The 14,960-nt window shown below is 62.2% G+C and carries 14 protein-coding genes and 1 tRNA gene; 3 read left to right on the top strand and 12 right to left on the bottom strand.

The annotated features are described in order from the left end of the window. Positions 1-9 precede the first annotated feature (9 nt). On the top strand, positions 10-465 hold the full coding sequence (locus ACU5AZ_RS11365) for a cyclic nucleotide-binding domain-containing protein (RefSeq protein WP_446822487.1): 456 nt from the start codon (positions 10-12) through the stop codon (positions 463-465). Between the two features lie 12 nt (positions 466-477). Here the strand turns inward: ACU5AZ_RS11365 and xth are convergent, their stop codons facing one another. From xth to tesB, 6 genes are all read right to left on the bottom strand, one after another. Continuing rightward, positions 478-1,281 (bottom strand): exodeoxyribonuclease III, encoded by an 804-nt coding sequence (gene xth, locus ACU5AZ_RS11360; protein WP_446822486.1) that lies wholly within the window; start codon positions 1,279-1,281, stop codon positions 478-480. Positions 1,282-1,403: 122 nt separating this feature from the next. Then, positions 1,404-2,048, bottom strand: a complete 645-nt coding sequence (locus ACU5AZ_RS11355) for an outer membrane lipoprotein carrier protein LolA (protein ID WP_446822485.1) — start codon at positions 2,046-2,048, stop codon at positions 1,404-1,406. A 94-nt stretch (positions 2,049-2,142) separates the two neighbouring features. Beyond that, positions 2,143-4,869, bottom strand: a complete 2,727-nt coding sequence (locus ACU5AZ_RS11350) for a DNA translocase FtsK 4TM domain-containing protein (RefSeq protein WP_446822484.1) — start codon at positions 4,867-4,869, stop codon at positions 2,143-2,145. 293 nt (positions 4,870-5,162) lie between these two features. Next, a complete protein-coding gene (locus ACU5AZ_RS11345) occupies positions 5,163-6,500 on the bottom strand; it encodes an ammonium transporter (RefSeq protein ID WP_446822483.1) in 1,338 nt (445 codons plus the stop codon). Positions 6,501-6,528: 28 nt separating this feature from the next. Next, positions 6,529-6,879, bottom strand: a complete 351-nt coding sequence (locus ACU5AZ_RS11340) for a P-II family nitrogen regulator (protein WP_315972606.1) — start codon at positions 6,877-6,879, stop codon at positions 6,529-6,531. A gap of 408 nt (positions 6,880-7,287) precedes the next feature. Continuing rightward, entirely contained in the window at positions 7,288-8,172 is an 885-nt protein-coding gene (gene tesB, locus ACU5AZ_RS11335; protein ID WP_446822482.1) for an acyl-CoA thioesterase II, read from the bottom strand. 82 nt (positions 8,173-8,254) lie between these two features. On the opposite strand from tesB, the gene ACU5AZ_RS11330 reads away from it, so the two are divergent. Beyond that, entirely contained in the window at positions 8,255-9,469 is a 1,215-nt protein-coding gene (locus tag ACU5AZ_RS11330) for a ubiquinone biosynthesis hydroxylase (RefSeq protein WP_446822481.1), read from the top strand. Positions 9,470-9,475: 6 nt separating this feature from the next. Here ACU5AZ_RS11330 and ACU5AZ_RS11325 read toward each other — a convergent pair whose 3' ends face one another. The 4 genes from ACU5AZ_RS11325 to ACU5AZ_RS11310 all read right to left on the bottom strand — a co-directional run bounded on the left by ACU5AZ_RS11325 (position 9,476) and on the right by ACU5AZ_RS11310 (position 11,998). Next, entirely contained in the window at positions 9,476-9,664 is a 189-nt protein-coding gene (locus tag ACU5AZ_RS11325) for a Trm112 family protein (protein WP_446822480.1), read from the bottom strand. A gap of 7 nt (positions 9,665-9,671) precedes the next feature. Further along, the gene (locus tag ACU5AZ_RS11320; protein ID WP_446822479.1) at positions 9,672-10,355 is read right to left on the bottom strand and encodes an LON peptidase substrate-binding domain-containing protein; all 684 of its coding nucleotides are present in this window, start codon (positions 10,353-10,355) and stop codon (positions 9,672-9,674) included. 126 nt (positions 10,356-10,481) lie between these two features. Then, complete coding sequence (trxA, locus tag ACU5AZ_RS11315) at positions 10,482-11,396, bottom strand: thioredoxin (protein WP_446825992.1); 915 nt, start codon at positions 11,394-11,396, stop codon at positions 10,482-10,484. A gap of 92 nt (positions 11,397-11,488) precedes the next feature. Beyond that, positions 11,489-11,998, bottom strand: coding sequence for a prolyl-tRNA synthetase associated domain-containing protein (locus ACU5AZ_RS11310; RefSeq protein ID WP_446822478.1), 510 nt, complete (start codon positions 11,996-11,998; stop codon positions 11,489-11,491). Positions 11,999-12,257: 259 nt separating this feature from the next. Here ACU5AZ_RS11310 and ACU5AZ_RS11305 point away from each other — a divergent pair. Continuing rightward, positions 12,258-12,332, top strand: a tRNA-Gly gene (locus ACU5AZ_RS11305). A 139-nt stretch (positions 12,333-12,471) separates the two neighbouring features. Here ACU5AZ_RS11305 and ACU5AZ_RS11300 read toward each other — a convergent pair. Beyond that, a complete protein-coding gene (locus ACU5AZ_RS11300; RefSeq protein WP_446822477.1) occupies positions 12,472-13,641 on the bottom strand; it encodes a CaiB/BaiF CoA transferase family protein in 1,170 nt (389 codons plus the stop codon). Further along, positions 13,641-14,849, bottom strand: a complete 1,209-nt coding sequence (locus ACU5AZ_RS11295; protein WP_446822476.1) for an acyl-CoA dehydrogenase — start codon at positions 14,847-14,849, stop codon at positions 13,641-13,643. Before ACU5AZ_RS11295 ends, ACU5AZ_RS11300 begins: the two co-directional genes overlap by 1 nt. Positions 14,850-14,960 lie beyond the last annotated feature (111 nt).

Raw genomic sequence — 14,960 nt, 5'->3', positions numbered from 1 at the left:
CCCCGCTGAATGGCGCTCAACACCGATATCAACATTCTGTCGAAAGTGCCGCTGTTCAAGGGACTGAACGGCGATCAACTGCGGCTGATCGCATTCGGCGCCGAACATCTGCACTTGAGCGCCGGAGGCGTTCTCTTCCGCCAGAACGAACCAGCCGACTGCGCCTATGTGATCGTCCATGGCAGCCTGCAGATGCTTTCCGTCGACCGCGCCGGAACCCAGGAGGAACAGGCGATCGCCCTGCCGGGATCGCTGATTTCGGAACTGGCGCTGATTTCCGCCGTCAGCCGCAAGCTGACCGCCGTGGCACGTGAGGACTGCGAGCTCCTGAAGATATCCCGCGCGCTCTTCTATCGGCTGGTCGAGGAATATCCCGACATCGGCGGCATCGTCGAGGAACGCCTCCGGGAAAACTTCAGCGCCCTCATCAGCCGCATCGCCTCGATGCGGCATCGCTTCCAGTAACGGCTTATCTGCTCAGATATCGAAATGTGCCGTAACTGGAACGTGGTCCGAAGGCCGCTCCCAGCCGCGCGCTTCCTTCAGCACATCGACCCGCGTCAGCGCTGGCGCCAGATCCGCCGACGACCAGATATGGTCGAGGCGGCGACCACGATTGGCGGCTTCCCAGTCCTTGGCGCGGTAGCTCCACCAGGTGTAGAGCTTTTCCGTCATCGGCACGTGCTGGCGCATCAGATCGACCCAGGCGCCCTTCTGCATGACCTCCAAAAGCCCCTCGGTCTCCACCGGCGTGTGGCTGACGATCTTCAGAAGCTGCTTGTGCGACCAGACGTCTTCCTCATAAGGCGCGATGTTGAGATCGCCGACGAGAATAGACGACACGCCTGCATCGGCTTCGGCATGCAGCAGCTTCATCTCCTCGACGAAATCAAGCTTGTGGCCGAACTTGGGATTGATCGCCCGGTCCGGCTCGTCGCCGCCGGCCGGCACATAGAAATTGTGCAGCCGGATCTTGCGGTTGGCCTTCTCGAAGACGACCGAAACGTGCCGGGCGTCACCCACCTGGCAATAGTCGCGGCTGGCAATCTCCGTGATCGGGATGCGCGAGGCGATCGCCACGCCGTGATAGCCCTTCTGGCCATGGATCGCCAGATGCTCGTAGCCGAGCGCCTTCAGCGGCTTTGAAGGGAACTGGTCGTTGGAGCACTTCGTCTCCTGCAGGCAGATGATATCCGGCTGCTGGGCCTTCAGGAACTGCTCCACGATCGGCATGCGCAGCCGCACGGAATTGATGTTCCAGGTGGTGATCGAAAGTGTCATGGCGGGCCTCGTCGGATTGTCCCAACGGTTTAGGCAAATTTGCCGGCCTTGAACAGGAAAGGCGGTGCAGCCTTTCGGCGCACCGCCTCTTATCCACAGGGCGTCGACGAGACGCCTTGAAGTCAGCGTCCGCGACGGACCTCGTCATAGGGGATCTCGAACACCCGGCGACCGAAATCGACGCCGGTCTGGACGTTGAGGATCATCACCGTCGTGTCCTTGCCCTGCGCGTCGCGGATGGTCCACTGGCGCAGGTCGAAGGTCTTCGGATCGAACATCATGGTGATGGTGGAATCGCCAAAGATGGTCTTGTTGCCCATGACGATGGTGGTGAGATCCTGCTCCGTCTTGACGCCGCGGACCATGTCGTCGGACAGGTCGATGTGGTCGGCCAGCAGCAGGCTGAGCGGCGTCTTCGACAGCGGATAAAGCTCCCATGTTCCGAGCTTCATGTTGCCGATGACGACGGCCTTGCCGTCCGAAATGACTCGCATCGGCGACGGATCGGCATAATTGAACCTGAGCTTGCCGGGGCGTTCGATATAGAACTTGCCGCCGGTCTGATCGCCACGGGGGCCGAACTGCACAAATTCGCCCATCATGGTTTTGACCGAGGAGAAATGATCGGCGATCTTCTGGGCGGACGCGCCTTCAGCCGTCGCCGCAAAGGTCGGACGGACGGACGCAAAGAGGGCGGCAGCGGCCAGGCTTCCTGCGAACTGACGCCGTGTAAGACTATAAGCCGGAAGACTTTTTGTGTTTTTCATATCGTTTTCCTTGCACAGACCCACCGTTTGCCAATCAAACTAGGCTTCTTCGTGACATCGGCAAGGCGCTGACCTCACCTTTTCGTGTCCCCGATCAGTTGTGGCCTTCGATGATGTCCCGCTCCGTCGGCACCAGGATTTCACGCTTTCCGGCGTGGTTGGCCGGGCCGATGATACCCTCCTGCTCCATCCGCTCGATGAGCGAAGCGGCGCGGTTGTAGCCGATGCCCAACCGACGCTGGACGTAGGATGTCGAGGCCTTGCCGTCGCGAAGCACGATGGCGACCGCCTGGTCGTAGGGATCGTCCGAATCGGCAAGATTGGAGGTCCCGGACGGCCCGCCGCCCTGATCGTCATCCTCGTCGTCATCCGCTGTGATCGCGTCCAGATATTCCGGCGCGCCCTGCGTCTTCAAGTAGCTGACGATCTCCTCGACTTCATTGTCGGAGACGAAGGGACCGTGGACACGCTGGATGCGCCCGCCACCGGCCATGTAGAGCATGTCGCCCATGCCGAGCAGCTGTTCGGCGCCCTGCTCTCCGAGAATGGTGCGGCTGTCGATCTTCGACGTCACCTGGAAGGAGATGCGGGTCGGGAAGTTCGCCTTGATGGTACCGGTGATGACGTCGACCGACGGACGCTGCGTCGCCATGACGACGTGAATGCCGGCGGCACGCGCCATCTGCGCCAGACGCTGGACCGCGCCTTCGATGTCCTTGCCGGCGACCATCATCAGGTCGGCCATTTCGTCGATGATGACGACGATATAGGGCATGGCCTGCAGGTCGAATTCTTCTGTCTCGTAGATCGCCTCTCCCGTCTCGCGGTCGAATCCGGTCTGCACTGTGCGGGTGATCTGCTCGCCCTTGGCCAGCGCCTGCTCGACGCGGCTGTTGAAGCCGTCGATATTGCGCACGCCGATCTTGGACATCTTCTTGTAGCGGTCTTCCATCTCGCGCACGGTCCATTTCAGCGCGACAACGGCCTTCTTCGGATCGGTCACGACCGGCGACAGCAGATGCGGGATGCCGTCATAGACGGAGAGTTCCAGCATTTTCGGGTCGATCATGATCAGCCGGCATTGTTCCGGCGACATGCGGTAGAGCAGAGACAGGATCATGGTGTTGATGGCGACCGACTTACCGGAGCCGGTGGTACCGGCGACCAGCAGATGCGGCATCTTGGCCAGATCGGCGATGACGCTCTCGCCGCCGATCGTCTTGCCGAGCGCCATGGCGAGTTTCGCCTTGCTGGTCTCGAAGTCGCGGCTGGCGACCAGTTCGCGCAGATAGACCGTCTCGCGCTTCTGGTTCGGCAATTCGATGCCGATCGCGTTGCGGCCGGGAACGACGGCGACACGCGCCGAGATCGCGCTCATCGAGCGGGCGATATCGTCGGCGAGGCCGATGACGCGGGACGACTTGATGCCGGGTGCCGGTTCCAGCTCGTAAAGGGTGACGACCGGGCCGGGACGCACATGGATGATCTCGCCCTTGACGCCGAAGTCTTCCAGCACACCTTCCAGCATGCGGGCATTCTGCTCGAGCGCTTCGGGGGACAGAGTCACATCGCGCGCTATGCTCTTCGGCTCGGCCAGCAGGTGGACGCTCGGCAGTTGGAAGCCGTCCGGATCGATGAACGAGCGCTGCGCCTCGCGTACAAGCCGATTGCCGGGCTTGGGTGCTGCGGCCGGAGCGACGATGCGGGCGCCAGAAGGAGCAGCAGAGGAAGGAGCAGCAGCGGCAGGTGCCGCGGGGGCGATCCGGGCAGGCGAAGGGACCGGCTGCGGCTGGACACGCGGCGCGACCCGCTGCGGCTCCACATCGAACGGCGGATCGTCGTCGTATTCGTCCTCGTCACCGACCGAGATCGAGGGCGCGGAGACCACATGGCGCGTTGCGGGGGCGTAGCCCGCATCGAGTTCCGGTTCGCGGCGATCGAAACCGCCACGCACTTCCGGTTCCACGACCGGCGGTGCGTTCAGCGTCACGAATTCCTCGTCGTTGAAATCATAGGGTTCGCCCGGATCGAATGTCGACCTGCCACTGCTGAACTTCAGGCCCAGGCGTCGCGAGAACCAGGCACGGACGGTGTAAGCGTAGTGCGCCAGCGCGCCAAGTGCGAGTAGCCCCGTGCCTTCGCGCTCGTCGTCTTCATCCTCTTCGTCGTCGCGGCTGCTTTCGGCGATCGTGCGTGCCTGTGGCTTGGAACCCGGCATCTCGATACGCTCTTCGCGCACCGGCGCTTCCTTGCCGACGAAGCCCGCCGCGAATGCATAGAGCCAGAGCGCCGGCACCGCGAAGATGGTGGCAAGCACCATGGCGAAGGTACCGGTCGGATAGGCCCCGACGAAAAGCGCCGGAAACCGCAGGATCATGTCGCCGAGGAAACCGCCGGTCCCGTTCGGAATGGGCCAGGTCACCGGCGCCGGAAAGCAGCCGACGACGGCCGCAACAAGAATGGAGCCGACGATCCAGGCGATGATTCGGGCCGGAACGCGGTTGACAGGACGGCCGGCAATCAGCGCCAGCGACCAGGAGAGCACGGGCAGCAGCGCAAATACGCTGGCAAGGCCGAGGGACTGCATCACGAGATCGGCGAACACCGCCCCCGCGGAGCCAAGGATGTTCGTCGGCCGGTTGTCGGTCGCATAGGACAGGCTCGGATCGTCCACGTTCCAGGTCGCCAGCGCGGCGACCGCCAGAGCCAGGACGATGAAAATGCCGAGCCCCGAGAAGGTCTTCACCTGCCGTAGGGCGAACCCGGTCAGGGAAAACCGATCCGCGCGACTGTCCATTGCTGCCGAAGTGCTTCTGCCCATACCTACAATCCACTTTTACTCAAAGACGGTCGGGTGGGACGAGCATGCAGATGGCGATCCGCAACGGATGCGGCGACGGCGGCATGATCTCGAGACCCCAGCCCGGATTCCGGGATATGCTAGGGACCGTAAACCACGGCGGTTAATGCCACATTAACCATGCACGCCCGGGCAGCAGGCGGGCAAAAAAAGACCCGGACCTTTGTGAGGCCCGGGCAAGGAAGCTCCGGGTGAACCGGAACCGCTTATTGCAGATTGGCAGACGGCGCGGCCAAAGCCGCGCCATCCGGGCATTAGGAGTGATAGGCTGCTTCGCCGTGCGACGAGAGGTCGAGACCTTCCCGCTCGGCTTCCGGCGGAACGCGCAGGCCGATGACGATGTCGGTGATCTTGAACAGCACGGCAGAGCCGATACCCGTCCAAAGGATCGTGACGAGGACGGCCTTGGCCTGTACGACCACCTGGCTGGCGACGGAGAAATCCTCCGCACCCGTGCCACCGAAGGCGCTGGACGTCAGGACGCCGGTGGCGATGGCGCCGAAGATGCCGCCGATGCCGTGAACGCCGAAAACGTCCGCGGTGTCGTCATAGCCGAACTTGTTCTTCACGACCGATACGAAGAAGTAGCAGAGCGGAGAAACAAGCGCGCCGAGCACGATCGCACCCATCGGGCCGATGGTGCCGCAAGCCGGGGTAACGGCAACCAGGCCGGCGATCATGCCGGAAGCTGCACCCAGCATGGAGGCCTTGCCGCGGGTCATCTTTTCGACGAGCGACCAGGACAGCGTTGCAGTTGCGGTGGCAACGAAGGTGTTGACCGCGGCGAGCATTGCACCGCCCGTTGCTTCCAGGTTGGAACCGGCGTTGAAGCCGAACCAGCCGAACCACAGCATCGCAGCGCCGATGAAGGTCATCGTCAGCGAATGCGGAGCCATCATGTCGCGACCGAGGCCTTCACGCTTGCCGATCATCAGGGCGCCGATCAGACCGGCAACACCGGCGTTGATGTGAACGACGGTACCGCCGGCGAAGTCGAGAGCGCCCCAGCCGAAGATCAGGCCATTGGCATCCCAGACCATGTGGGCAACCGGGAAGTAGACGAAGGTGACCCACAGGCCGCAGAACAGAACGGCGGCGCCGAACTTGATGCGCTCAGCGAAGGCGCCGAGGATCAGGGCCGGGGTGATGGCTGCGAAGGTCATCTGGAACAGGATGAAGATGTATTCCGGAATGACGGCGTCGGAGAAGGTCGCGGCCGTGCTATCCGGCGTCACGCCAGACAGGAACATCTTGGCGGTGCCGCCCCAGAACGCGCTGGTGCCGCCGCCGAAGGCGAACGAGTAGCCGTAGAGTACCCAGATGATCATGACCGTGCAGGCGACAACCGTGCACTGCATGAGCATGGACAGCATGTTCTTGGTGCGCAGCAGGCCGCCATAGAACAGGGCGAGGCCCGGAATGATCATGAACAGCACGAGCAGGGTGCTCAGGAACATGAAGGCGGTGTCGCCCTTGTCCGGAACGGGAGCAGCGGCTGCGGCATCCTGGGCAACCGCTACGACGGGCGCAAGAAGGGCGGCGGAAGCAAGGCTTACACGGCCGAGAATGGAAGAAACTTTGGAAAACGACATAATGAGAAAACCCCCTTGTGGCCGTAACTTATAGCGCTTCGGAATCGGTTTCGCCGGTGCGGATCCGGACAGCCTGATCCAGCGTGTAGACGAAGATCTTGCCGTCGCCGATCTGGCCGGTCTTGGCGGAGGAGCCGATGGCTTCGATGGCCTTTTCGACCATGTCGGAGGAAACGGCGACTTCGATTTTCAACTTGGGCAGAAAGCTGACGGCATATTCGGTGCCGCGGTAGATTTCGGTATGCCCTTTCTGGCGGCCGTATCCCTTCACTTCGGTAACGGTCAGGCCCTGAATGCCGACAGCCGTGAGAGCTTCACGCACTTCGTCGAGCTTGAACGGCTTGATAATGGCCATAATGATTTTCATCTGACATCCCATCCTTTTCTTGCATCGCAATTGCGGTGCAGTCTGATCCAGCCGCGCAATCACATCTGCAGCCAGCCGGATATATCCATACAAGCGGCGTGCCAGTTTTCGCGTCGCAGGCCTGGGGATGGAAAAAAGATTCATGGAACGCGTCGTACGGGCCCGTGAATCAGGGATGTGACAGTAAGGAAAGCTTAAAAGAAGGTGAATCCGCCTGCCGGTAGCGGACGTTCAAAGTTGCCTCATGGATAGGCACCAAAAGGCAGATGTCGTAAATTTGCCATTTTATTGCCCGCAAAATAGGCAAATTGATTATTCGATACGCAAGATAGCCCGCCTCGGAGCATCACTTCGTACCGACGCGCCACTGAAGGCAGCCCTCATCATTCGAAAATTGGAAAGTGGCCCTTGGGTCGGACGTCAGGCAGGCGTGCGGCGGCGAATCAGGCCTTCCTGTGCCACCGAGGCAACCAATGTGCCGTCGCGGCTGTAGAGGCTACCTCGTGTCATGCCGCGTGCGCCGAAGGCCGACGGACTGTCCTCGACGTAGAGAAGCCAGTCATCGAGCGTGCACGGGCGGTGAAACCACATGGCATGATCGAGGCTAGCAGCCTGCACGGACGGATCGAAGACCGAAACGCCATAGGGAAACAGCGACGTATCGAGCAGCGTCATATCCGACAGGTAGGCCAGCACCGCCGCCTGGAAATGCCGCATGTTCGGCACCGGCCCGGTGGCACGAACCCAGACATCCTGGGAAGGCGAGAGCTTCTCCTTGGAAATATAGTGCTTCAGCGAAACCGGCCTGAGCTCGATAGGCCGCTCACGTGCCCAATAGCGCCGCACAGGCTCCGGCGCCTGTTCGAGATAAAGTTCCTTGAACTGCTGTTCGGGGATCAGCTCTTCCGGCGGCGTGACCTGAGGCATGTCGAACTGGTGATCGAAGCCGGGCTCATCGATGTGAAACGAAGCCGACATGGAGAAAATCGGCTTGCCGTGCTGGATCGCCAGCACCCGGCGATTGACGAAGCTTGCCCCGTCGAGCGGCCGCTCCACCTGGTAGACGATCGGCACCGACGGATCGCCGGGGCGCATGAAATAGGCGTGCAGCGAATGCACGAACCGGTCTTCCGGCACCGTGCGCTGCGCCGCCATCAGCGCCTGACCGATCACCTGCCCGCCGAACACCCGTTGCCAGCCGACCTTCGGACTGTTGCCGCGAAACAGGTTTTCCTCGAGCTTTTCGAGATCCAGCGTCGCGATCAGGGTTTCCATCGCCGTGGGCTTCTCGTCTTCTCGCGACATTTTGGACCGTCTCCATGCAATAGGAACTTTGTTGGGTTTCATCTATATAAGAGCGCAACACATTCTCAAGAGGAGCAGACCGATGCTGGATATCGTGATCGCAGGTGGTGGCTATGTAGGGCTTTCCGTGGCTGTGGCAATCAAGCAGGCGGCTCCCAACCTCGCGATCAAGGTGATCGAGGCGGCGCCGCCCGGCGTCTGGCAGAAGGAAGAGCGCGCCTCCGCCATCATCGCCGCGGCTTCGCACATGCTGGAAGTGTTCGGCGTGTGGGGAGATATCGAGCCGGAAGCGCAGCCGATCGAGAAGATGATCGTCACTGATTCGAAGACCGGCGATCCCGTGCGCCCGGTGTTCCTGACCTTTGACGGCGACGTGGAGAAAGGCCGGCCCTTCGCCCACATGATCCCCAACAAGGTCATGGTCGGCGCGCTGCTGAAAGCCTGCGACAGGCTGGACATCCCGGTGATCTACGGCACCACCGTCGCCTCCTTCCAGAACGGCGACGCCGACGTCACCGTTCAGCTGAGCGACGGGCAGGTGCTGAAAAGCCGGCTCCTGGTCGCCTGCGACGGCGCGCGCTCGAAGCTCCGCGACATGGCGGGCATCAAGATCGTGCGCTGGGATTACGGCCAGTCCGGCATCGTCACGACCGTCGAGCACGAGCGTCCGCATAACGGCTACGCCGAGGAACATTTCCTGCCCGCCGGCCCGTTTGCCATCCTGCCTTTGAAGAACAACCGCTCCTCGCTGGTCTGGACAGAGCGGACGGAAGACGCCAACCGGCTGGTAGCCTCCGACGATTTCATTTTCGAGGAAGAACTGGAGCGCCGCTTCGGCCACAAGCTCGGCGCCCTGAAGGTCGTTGGCGACAAGAAGGCCTTTCCGCTCGGCCTGACCCTGGCGCGCTCCTTCATTGCGCCGCGGCTGGCGCTTGCCGGCGACGCCGCCCACGGCATCCATCCGATTTCCGGCCAGGGCCTCAACCTCGGCTTCAAGGATGTCGCCGCGCTGGCGGAGACCATCGTCGAAGCCTCCCGGCTCGGCCTCGATATCGGATCTGTGAACGTGCTCGAGCGCTACCAGACCTGGCGCCGCTTCGACACGTTCCGCATGGGCGTGACGACCGACGTTCTCAACCGCCTGTTCTCCAACGACATAGCGCCGGTGCGCATCGCCCGCGACTTCGGCCTCGGCCTTGTGGAGCGGATGCCGATGGTCAAGAGCTACCTGATCGGCCAGGCGGCCGGCGTCAATGAAAAGGGCAATCCCCGCCTGCTGGTCGGCGAGCCGATCTGACGGCGCTCAGTCCTCGATCGTCCGGGCTTCGGACACCAGCATGATCGGAATCCCGTCGCGGACGGGATAGGCAAGCCTTGCCTTTTCGGAAATGAGCTCGTTGGCCTTGCGGTCGAACGTCAGCCGGCCCTTGGTCAGAGGACAGACCAGAAGCTCCAGCAGTTTCGGATCGACGTTTGAGAGCTTGTCGGCCATGTCGATCCTACTGCAGCAGGGGATCGCTGCCGCCGCAGCTGCGGGCAAGCAGGATTTCGGTGATGGCGATTAACGTCTCGGCCCGCGTCTTCAGGTCCGGCGCCTCGAGAAGCGCCTGCTTCTCCGCTGGCCCGAACGGCGACATCATCGACAGGGAATTGACGAGGCTGCGATTGCTCGCATGCGCGATGCTGTCCCAGTCGGCGTCGAGCTTGTTGGCGTCGAGATAGGCGCGGAAGGCGGCCAGAAGCCCCTTGCGGTCGACCAGCTTGTCCTCCTCATCGGACATCGAAAGGTCCGTGACGAACGGCATGCAGTGGACCCGGCGATACGGTCGCCCACCCTGGATTTCGTCCATCACCCGGAAACGGCAGATGCCGGTCAGCGATACGATGTAGCGCCCGTCGCCTGTCTCGGCAAACGAGGTGATACGACCGATGCAGCCGACCGAGCAGAGGTCCGGCTTGTCGCTGTACTTGTCCTTGATCTCTTCGCCGCAGAGCGCCGGCTGGACCATGCCGATCAGCCGGGAGCCGGCGAGCGCGTCGTCGAACATCGACAGATAGCGTGGCTCGAAGATGTTGAGCGGCATCTGTCCCATCGGCAACAGCAATGCGCCGGAAAGGGGGAAGACCGGAACCGTCTCGGGTAGATCTTCGCGCTTTATATACCGTGCGTTGCCCGCATGCATTGCATGACGTCCTGTACTGTTCCTCTTGTCGTCCAAACGCTGTTTTCGTCACAACGCGTATCTGCAAAGATGGCCCCTGCAGCAGAAAAAACAAGGGTCGTCAGATCAACGCCGGAGCTTCCTTTCTCAGGAGAAGAGAAGCGTCGAGAGCTTGCGCCGTGCGGCAATGGTGGCCGGATCCTTGAAGCCCCAGGCATCGAAGAATTCCAGGAGCTGGCGGCGTGCCGCATCGTCGCCGAAAGTGCGGTCCTTGCGCATGATCAACAGCAGATGATCGGCCGCCTCGTCGCGATTGCCCTGCACATTCAGGATCTTTGCAAGCTTCATGCGCGACTCGTGGTCGTCCGGGTCGAGTGCCAGCTTGTGCTCGAGTTCCGCCGGATTGCCAAGCTTGCGGGCCTCTTCGAACTGCTCGAGCTTCTTGATCACCGACTGGATATCCGCATCCGCCTTCAGCTCGTCGCCAATCTGGTCGAGCAGTTCCCTGGCGCGCTCCTGCTGGCCGGCCGCAATCATGCAGCGGGCAATGCCGGCGATTGCCTTGGCGTTCTCCGGATCGGCCTGCATGACCGCGCCGTAAAGCTGGCCGGCCGAGTTGAAGTCGCCATCCGCCAGAAGCTGGTCGGCTTCTTCCAGCACGCCGGCGATCTCGGCAGCCTGATCGGCGCCTTCCGGTCCGGAAATTTTCTCGATGAACTGGCGGACCTGGCTTTCCGGCACCGCCCCCATGAACCCGTCGACCGGCCGGCCGTCGACAAAGGCGATGACGGCCGGAATAGATTGCACGCCGAGCTGTCCGGGAATGGCAGGATGATCGTCGATGTTGAGCTTGACGAGCTTGACCCGGCCGCCAGCCTCGGCGACCACCTTCTCGATCACCGGCGCGAGCTGCTTGCAGGGGCCGCACCAGGGCGCCCAGAAATCGACCAGGACCGGCTGGTTGCGCGATTCCTCGATGACATCCTTCATGAAGCCGGCCGTCGTCGTGTCCTTGACATGACCGCCTGTCGGAGCCGCGCCGCTGTTGACCGATCCGCGCATCACGCCGTTGCCGTATCCACCGTAGGGATTGTCGAAGCCGCTCATTGGAATCTCCCGTACCGGCCCGCCGAGGACCGCTTTAAACTTGGCCTTTAGATGTTGAGCTCGCCGGTCACTTTCAAGACGAGCGGCTCATGTCCCGTCGCCCGCATGAAGGCCATGAGGTCATCGCGTCCGATCGACGTCGTCGCATCGTTCGAAAGCGGATGGCAGTTGATGATATCATGCTCCATCAACTCTTCGTCGAGAATGAAGGTGACATTCTTGCCGCCATCGTTGATCGCACCGAACGCCGTGACGGAGCCCGGCAGCACGCCGAGATATTCCATCAGCTTCTCCGGTTTGCCGAAGGACACGCGGCTCGAAGCCCCGATCACCTTGTGCACGGCTTTCAGGTCGACCACCGCATTCTCCTCGACGGTCAGAAGAAAATACTGATCCTTCTTGTCCTTGACGAAAAGGTTCTTCGTGTGGCCGCCGGGAATCTCGTCGCGCAGGGAGACGGACTCGGAGACCGTGAACACAGGTTCGTGCGTCTTGGTCGAATGCTTGATCCCCAGATCGTCGAGGAAACGGAAGAGGTCGTCGGCTGTTTTCGGCATGCGCTTGTTCGTCTGCATTGGTTCGCGCCGGTCATCCGGCTCATCGTCCTCTGATACGAGCCTCGCCGGTATTTGGCAATCGCACTTTGCGGCAAACCCCAGAACCCCTGCCGTTCAACGGCTTTCGCGGACCGCCGAAAATTTCTTCGCCGATTTGTCTTTTCCCTGTTGCATTTGGAAATTGGTTGAGCCATATAGCGCCCGTCGCCGCAAGCGACACACCTCGCAGCCAACTACTTACCCCGGCTGCGAACGATGAGCGGGTGTAGCTCAGGGGTAGAGCACAACCTTGCCAAGGTTGGGGTCGAGGGTTCGAATCCCTTCGCCCGCTCCAGTTTCTCCGAAAAATCGAGAATGACAGACGAGTGCGCTGACGCGCACGTTTCGTCATTTTGGCACGCCTTCTCCAGACGTCGCATGCAGATGGAGAGATTTTGCGCGGCCTCCTGACGGCCGCGCTCCAATTCAATTTCTCAGCGCTTGTCCTCGTCCGAAGCAAATCCCCATTCCCCCGCACCGAGAGCCGGAGCGGCCTTGTCGAGCGCCATGGGGCTGCGTGACAGCTGGATGGGTGTCCTGAGGCCGGGCAGGCCTTCGGGCTCGATCTTCAGGCCGCGGGCGGCGATCTGCTTGTCGCCGATCGCTTCGGCGACCGTGTTGATCGGGCCACCGGGAACGCCGGCAGCCTCGAGCGCGGCGATCAGCTCGTCCTTGGTGCGAGCCAATGTCTTTTCCGAGATCATGGCGGCAAGCGCCACCCGGTTTTCCACGCGCGCCGGATTGGTCGCATAGGCTGGGTCGGCGGCGAGGCCGTCGAGCCCCAGCATCCTGCACAGCGCAGCAAACTGCCGGTCATTGCCGCAGGCGATGATCAGATGTCCGTCGGCTGCCGGAAACACCTGGTATGGCACGATGTTGGGATGCGCATTACCCATGCGGTGCGGCACCTTGCCGCCGGCGAGGAAATTCATCGCCTGGTTGGCAAGAACGGCAACACCGACATCGAGCAGCGACAGGTCGACATGCTGACCAAGGCCGGAGCGTTCACGCTCCGCAAGGGCCGCCTGAATGCCGATCACGCCGTAAAGCCCGGTGAAGATATCGATCCAGGCAACGCCGACCTTCTGCGGCTCGCCCTGCGGCTCGCCGGTCAGGTCCATGATCCCGCACATGCCCTGGATGAGGAAGTCGTAGCCGGCGGTCGCGGCGCGCGGCCCGTCCTGGCCGAAGCCGGTGACGGAGGCGTAGACGAGGCGTGGATTGAGCTTCGACACGCTCTCGTAATCGAGCCCGAACTTCTTCAATCCGCCGACCTTGAAGTTCTCGATCAGCACGTCGGCGTCGGCGATCAACGCCTTGACCCGCGCGAGATCGTCCGGATTGGCGAAATCGCAGACGACGGAGGACTTGCCGCGATTGGCGGCGTGGAAATAGGCGGCCACCTTTTCGGTGCCGCCCTTGCCGTCAGGCCGCTCGATGAAGGGCGGCCCCCAGGTGCGGGTGTCGTCGCCGCCGGGGCTCTCCACCTTGATCACCTCGGCGCCGAGGTCGGCGAGCGTCTGGCCGGTCCACGGACCGGCAAGGATGCGGGCCAGTTCGACGACCTTCAGTCCCGCAAGCGGCGCTGCGCGCAAATCCGTCATCAGAAGAACGCCTGGATGCCGGTCTGGGCACGGCCGAGGATCAGCGCATGAACGTCGTGCGTGCCCTCATAGGTGTTGACCGTTTCCAGGTTCTGCGCGTGACGCATGACGTGGTATTCGATCTGGATGCCGTTGCCGCCGTGCATGTCGCGGGCCTGGCGGGCGATGTCGAGCGCCTTGCCGCAATTGTTGCGCTTGACGATCGAGATCATTTCCGGCGCGAAACGGCCATCGTCCATCAGGCGGCCGACGCGCAGCGATCCCTGCAGGCCGAGCGCGATCTCCGTCTGCATGTCGGCAAGCTTCTTCTGGAAGAGCTGCGTGCCGGCAAGCGGCTTGCCGAACTGGTGGCGGTCGAGGCCGTACTGGCGGGCGCGCAGCCAGCAGTCCTCGGCCGCACCCATGACACCCCAGGAAATGCCGTAGCGGGCGCGGTTGAGGCAGCCGAACGGACCACCCAAACCCTCGATGTTCGGCAGAAGCGCGTCCTCGCCGACCTCGACATTGTCGAGCACGATTTCGCCGGTGATCGAGGCGCGCAGCGACAGCTTGCCGCCGATCTTCGGCGCCGAAAGACCCTTCATGCCCTTCTCCAGCACGAAGCCGCGGATCTTGCCGCCATGCGCTTCCGATTTCGCCCAGACGACGAAGACGTCGGCGATCGGTGCGTTGGAAATCCACATCTTCGAGCCGATCAGGCGGTAGCCGCCATCGGTCTTGATCGCACGCGTCTTCATGCCGCCCGGATCGGAGCCGGCGTCAGGCTCGGTCAGGCCGAAGCAGCCGATGAATTCACCGGACGCAAGCTTCGGCAGATACTTCTTGCGCTGCTCTTCCGAGCCATAGGCGTAGATCGGAAACATGACCAGCGAAGACTGGACGCTCATCATCGAACGGTAGCCGGAATCGACACGCTCCACTTCTCGCGCCACGAGGCCGTAGGAGACATAGGAGGCGCCCGCCCCGCCGTATTCTTCCGGCACCGTGACGCCAAGCAGGCCGGCCTTGCCCATTTCCCGGAAGATCTCCGGATCGGTCGTCTCGTTGAGATAGGCGTCCTCGACCCGCGGCAGCAGCCGGTCGGTTGCAAACCCGGCGGCGGCATCGCGGATCATCCGCTCTTCGTCGGACAGCTGGTCGTCGAGGAGAAAGGGATCCTCCCAGGCGAATGCCCCGCCTTTGTGGGAGTGAGCGGAATTGGCTGCCATCGGAGTTCTCCTTCAGAAAATTGCGGTCATCAGCTTAGCGGCTCGATTGATGATGTACATAGCCATTGGACCGGCGATGCAACAACGCTGATTTGTCGTTGGATGATGCAT

It is taken from the genome of Rhizobium sp. PAMB 3182, assembly GCF_052908355.1.
This window is presented reverse-complemented; position numbering and strand designations above follow the sequence as displayed.

Bases quoted from the DNA above. Each gene is read 5' to 3' on its own strand.
- tesB (WP_446822482.1), bottom strand. From the start codon at position 8,172: ATGTCGCGAGAAGACGAGAAGCCCACGGCGATGGAAACCCTGATCGCG.
- ACU5AZ_RS11340 (WP_315972606.1), bottom strand. From the start codon at position 6,879: ATGGGATGTCAGATGAAAATCATTATGGCCATTATCAAGCCGTTCAAG.
- ACU5AZ_RS11325 (WP_446822480.1), bottom strand. From the start codon at position 9,664: ATGGCCGACAAGCTCTCAAACGTCGATCCGAAACTGCTGGAGCTTCTG.
- ACU5AZ_RS11355 (WP_446822485.1), bottom strand. From the start codon at position 2,048: ATGAAAAACACAAAAAGTCTTCCGGCTTATAGTCTTACACGGCGTCAG.
- ACU5AZ_RS11300 (WP_446822477.1), bottom strand. From the start codon at position 13,641: ATGACGGATTTGCGCGCAGCGCCGCTTGCGGGACTGAAGGTCGTCGAA.
- ACU5AZ_RS11320 (WP_446822479.1), bottom strand. From the start codon at position 10,355: ATGCATGCGGGCAACGCACGGTATATAAAGCGCGAAGATCTACCCGAG.
- ACU5AZ_RS11365 (WP_446822487.1), top strand. From the start codon at position 10: ATGGCGCTCAACACCGATATCAACATTCTGTCGAAAGTGCCGCTGTTC.
- ACU5AZ_RS11345 (WP_446822483.1), bottom strand. From the start codon at position 6,500: ATGTCGTTTTCCAAAGTTTCTTCCATTCTCGGCCGTGTAAGCCTTGCT.
- xth (WP_446822486.1), bottom strand. From the start codon at position 1,281: ATGACACTTTCGATCACCACCTGGAACATCAATTCCGTGCGGCTGCGC.
- ACU5AZ_RS11310 (WP_446822478.1), bottom strand. From the start codon at position 11,998: ATGCCGAAAACAGCCGACGACCTCTTCCGTTTCCTCGACGATCTGGGG.
- ACU5AZ_RS11330 (WP_446822481.1), top strand. From the start codon at position 8,255: ATGCTGGATATCGTGATCGCAGGTGGTGGCTATGTAGGGCTTTCCGTG.
- trxA (WP_446825992.1), bottom strand. From the start codon at position 11,396: ATGCGCGGATCGGTCAACAGCGGCGCGGCTCCGACAGGCGGTCATGTC.
- ACU5AZ_RS11350 (WP_446822484.1), bottom strand. From the start codon at position 4,869: ATGGGCAGAAGCACTTCGGCAGCAATGGACAGTCGCGCGGATCGGTTT.
- ACU5AZ_RS11295 (WP_446822476.1), bottom strand. From the start codon at position 14,849: ATGGCAGCCAATTCCGCTCACTCCCACAAAGGCGGGGCATTCGCCTGG.